The sequence below is a fragment of the Halalkalibaculum sp. DA3122 genome, assembly GCF_043951865.1.
GTDB lineage: Bacteria > Bacteroidota > Rhodothermia > Balneolales > Balneolaceae > JAMQKA01.
Map to the genome: position 1 here is coordinate 1 of NZ_JBINJF010000072.1, position 3891 is coordinate 3891.

General features: G+C 51.9%; 4 protein-coding genes. 2 read left to right on the plus strand and 2 right to left on the minus strand.

All coding sequences use genetic code 11. The features are described 5' to 3' along the window. Window positions 1-182: 182 nt before the first annotated feature. Window positions 183-425, plus strand: coding sequence for a hypothetical protein (locus ACG2F4_RS19085; protein ID WP_395262539.1), 243 nt, complete (start codon window positions 183-185; stop codon window positions 423-425). A gap of 183 nt (window positions 426-608) precedes the next feature. On the opposite strand, the gene ACG2F4_RS19090 is transcribed toward ACG2F4_RS19085, so the two are convergent. Further along, window positions 609-1277 carry a response regulator gene (locus tag ACG2F4_RS19090; protein WP_395262540.1) on the minus strand — a complete coding sequence of 223 codons (669 nt, stop codon included), beginning with the start codon at window positions 1275-1277 and terminating at the stop codon, window positions 609-611. A gap of 4 nt (window positions 1278-1281) precedes the next feature. Continuing rightward, window positions 1282-2715 carry a PAS domain S-box protein gene (locus ACG2F4_RS19095; protein WP_395262541.1) on the minus strand — a complete coding sequence of 478 codons (1434 nt, stop codon included), beginning with the start codon at window positions 2713-2715 and terminating at the stop codon, window positions 1282-1284. A gap of 331 nt (window positions 2716-3046) precedes the next feature. On the opposite strand from ACG2F4_RS19095, the gene ACG2F4_RS19100 reads away from it, so the two are divergent. Further along, the gene (locus tag ACG2F4_RS19100; protein WP_395262542.1) at window positions 3047-3610 is read left to right on the plus strand and encodes a ferritin-like domain-containing protein; all 564 of its coding nucleotides are present in this window, start codon (window positions 3047-3049) and stop codon (window positions 3608-3610) included. Window positions 3611-3891 lie beyond the last annotated feature (281 nt).

The window sequence follows — 3891 nt, forward strand, 5'->3', positions numbered from 1 at the left end:
GCTTTCAAGCGCCGGCCGCCTCTCCCCTTTTGCGTGCCGCCATTCCCCAGACCCCGAGGGCTGCTTGCTACCATATTGTCAACAATCCAATACTAATAACCGGTAACAAATAACTAACCCGCGCCGCCGCTGCGCTTGTCCCGGGCGGCTCATAAATCCAAGGCCGGAAGGCGGCTGGAATTATGAATGAAGAATTAAAAATGATGAATTTCGAAGGGGAGATCGTATTAACGTGTCAAGCAATTATTCCGAAACCGGAAGAAGTTCTGTCTGACGAGGGAGCGAGCTACAAAATATACAACCTGGTCTTTCCCGGCCTTGAATGGGGTGCGGAGGCCGAAGCAGGCGTTTGTGGATGTTGCACCGGTGAGGACTTTGATAGCGGGCAGCCGGCGCAACGGACCATCAACATCCACGCCTGCTGAGGCTGTAGCGTTTGGCCCATTCATCGCCTTGAGTTTTTGGTTCCTTTTGGGTCAAGCCAAAAGGGACACCTCGGTTGGGGAAATCGTCTCCTGCTACCATATTCGGATCAGAATGTGACCTGCATGATTTATACGCACGATGGGACGGCCCCCGTCGATGCCAAAGCCTTTCCGGGAAAGGGATTACAGGTCGGCGTCTTCGCTTTCTGCCCATTTGACGGCGTGAACCATCAGTTCGGTGGCGTTCTCGAGGTTTAGCTTGGTTTTGATACGGGCGCGATACGACTCCACGGTCTTTATCGAAAGATGCAGTTTTTCGGCTATTTCGCGGGTACTGTTCCCCTTGCCGGTCAGTTCAAATACCTCCAGCTCGCGGTCGCTCAGCTGATCGATCGGTGACTCGTTCATATCTTTCTGGCCACGAGCCATGCCCATCAGCAGCTTCTCGCTTACTTCGCTGCTCACATATATGCCTCCTTTCATAATCTTTCGAAGGGCTTTGACCAACACCTCTCCGGCCTCCAGCTTCATGACGTATCCCTTGGCCCCCGCGCGAATCACCCGCTCGGCGTAAAGCGTTTCATCGTGGCGGGAGACCACCAAAATCTTCACCTCTTCATCCCGGGCGGTCAGGTGTTTGACGAGCTCCAGGCCACTCATGCCGGGCAACGAGATATCCACGATCATAAGGTCAGGCGACAGCTCCTCGAACTTCTGAATCGCCTCTTCCGCCCGGTCAAACTGGGCCACAACATCAAATTCCAGCTCGTTATCCAGGGTTTGTGCCAGCCCTTTCCGCATCATCGGATGATCATCAACTATGATTACTTTCCGTTTATATCCGTTCGACATGGTGTTAGTCCTGTTTGTTGGAGTTTTCAAATTCACTGAGCGGGAACCGGCAGTTCACAACGGTCTGTCCCTCGCTGTTTTCACCGATATTCAGGTATCCCCCCAGCATATTGGCCCGGTATATCATGGTATTGACGCCGATTCCCTTCTCCTTACTGCTGTCTTTGGTATTGGAAAACCCGACCCCGTTGTCCAAAACCCTGAGTTCCAGGTACCGCTTTTCCATCTGAACCTGCACGTTTACAATGGTGGCATACCCGTGTTTGACCGCGTTGCTGATCGCCTCCTGCACAATCCTGTACAGATGAAGGATCGCGACCTTGTCCTCTACGGCCGGCATGGAGTCGAGGTTCAGGTGGCACTCTATGTTGAAGAGCCGGCGGGCCCGCCGGCAGAGTTGTTTCAGGGCAACCTCCAGCCCCTCTTCTTCAATTTCCATGTGTACCAGTCCATGAGAGAGCGACCGCGCCTGCTGATCGGCCTCCCGAACCATATCGGCAATCTCCTGCACATCCTCGGCCCCGGGCAGTTCATTCGACTTCAGCTTGTTTGCCAGATTCTGGGCGATCAGTCCTATCCCGGTCAGCATCTGGCCCAGCCCGTCATGCAATTCCTGGCCAATTTTCCGGCGTTCCTCTTCGCTGATCTGCAGTATCTCATTCTCGAGCCGGCGCCGGCTGCTGATATCACGCACGATGCCGGTAAATATCGTCTCCCCGTCAACCTTTACCTCGCTTACGGCCAGGCTCATCGGGAAAATATCGCCATTTTTTCGCTTGCCCCTCACCTCCCGGCCGATTCCTATGATTCTCTTCTCCCCGGTCTCCAGGTAGTTTTGCATATACTGATCGTGCTCTTCGCGATAGGGCGACGGCATCAGTATCTTCACATTTTTGCCGATCACCTCCGCCGCTGAGTATCCAAAAATTTTTTCCGCGGCCTTGTTAAAACTTTCGATGGTTGCCGTCTCATCAATCGTGATAATGCCTTCAACAGCAGTATCCAGGATCGATTGCATCTTTCTCTCGTTTCGGGCAAAATCCCTTTTGGTCTCCACCGCCTCCGTGATATCGCTTGCGGTGCCCAGGATCAGCTCTTCTCCGTCGCCCATCGTCAATATATGGCGCTTTACATCCACCCATATCCGGGATCCATCTTTGTGGCGCCCCCTGAAGGTGCCATCGATGCTCTCTCCCCTCTTCAACCGAATGAGCTCTTCCCGGAAGATAGCTTCATTGCGATCCGGGTACAGGAACCACACATACTGCCCTTCCGCCTCTGCGGGCGTGTAGCCAAATACATGCTCTCCGCCCTCATTCCAAAACCGTATGCGCCCGTCGAGATCGATAAGCATGGCCAAACGAGGCAGGGCATTGAGGATACGCTGGCAGTCGCTGCCCCTCATCTTATAGCTGGAACTGTTTTTTTCGTCATCCATAAGCACAAGTGTAAGCATCAAATGGTCGTCCCCTCTCAATTATATTCAATAAAAGTAATTATTCACACTTCCCCATATAAATAAAATTTTATGCCCGAATTTTCCCCACAGGGTTGTACTCTTTTCCCCCACTTTTACAATGCCGCTTCCTCTCTTCCCTGCCTGCCCTGCCGACCCTTACCATACTTGTAGAGAAGCAGATAAAAAAATCTAAATACGGACTATACCAGCGTGCAATATATGGAGTTCTCCGTAACATAACACGGTACAAGCAAAAGGGGAATACCAGGTGGTAGTATCCTCTATTTTTCACCTCACAAGGACTGAAGTCATGGCTAAAGAAAAAGAAACGGAAATTTTTGACCTCTACGATCTAATGCTAGAGCAGCTTCGCGACCTGTATGACGGCGAGCAACAACAACTTGAAGCCCTGCCCACCTTTAACAAGAAGGCGTTCTCATTTGAACTGCGCGAGATTATTGAATGGCACGAAGGGGAGACCAAACGACAGCTCGTGCGGCTGGACAGTATCTTCAACATTCTGCAGGAACAGCCGGAGGGAGAACACTGCGACGGCATCAAGGGGCTGATTTCGGAGGCTTACAAACTACATGCACGCTGCCAAAACCCCGAGGTGTGTGATGCCGCCCTGATTACAGCCATCCAGCATATCAACCATTACGAAATTGCCGGGTACGGCACGGCGATAGCTTATGCCAAGGCGCTGGAACGACATGAGGTGGCCGAACTCCTGCTGAAATCATTAGGTGAGGAACGGCAGGCCGATTATGGGCTGAGTGACCTTGCCGAGGGCCAGATCAACCCGGATGCCAAATGGAGCTCACTTATCAAAAAGATCGAAAGCCGGGAGGAGCAGAAAGAACGACCCGCATAGCATGGCTGGTCTGTAGATTGTTGATCATTACGTTGGTACTGTTCCACGGGACATACCCATAAACGATCTGTCCGGTTCCGCCTTCATGTGAGGGGAGTGACAGATCAACTTTTTTTCAATACCTTATAGCCTGGATTTCTCACCAAGAAATTTGTTTTTCAGCAAGGCGAAGGGCAAATGGCCGCACAGACGTACGTTGGTACGTTGAGCAGGTGATTTGTCCTTCAACGCAGCTGAAAGGCCCATTTCGCAGCCTGTTACAGACTGTAATGATAATTTGG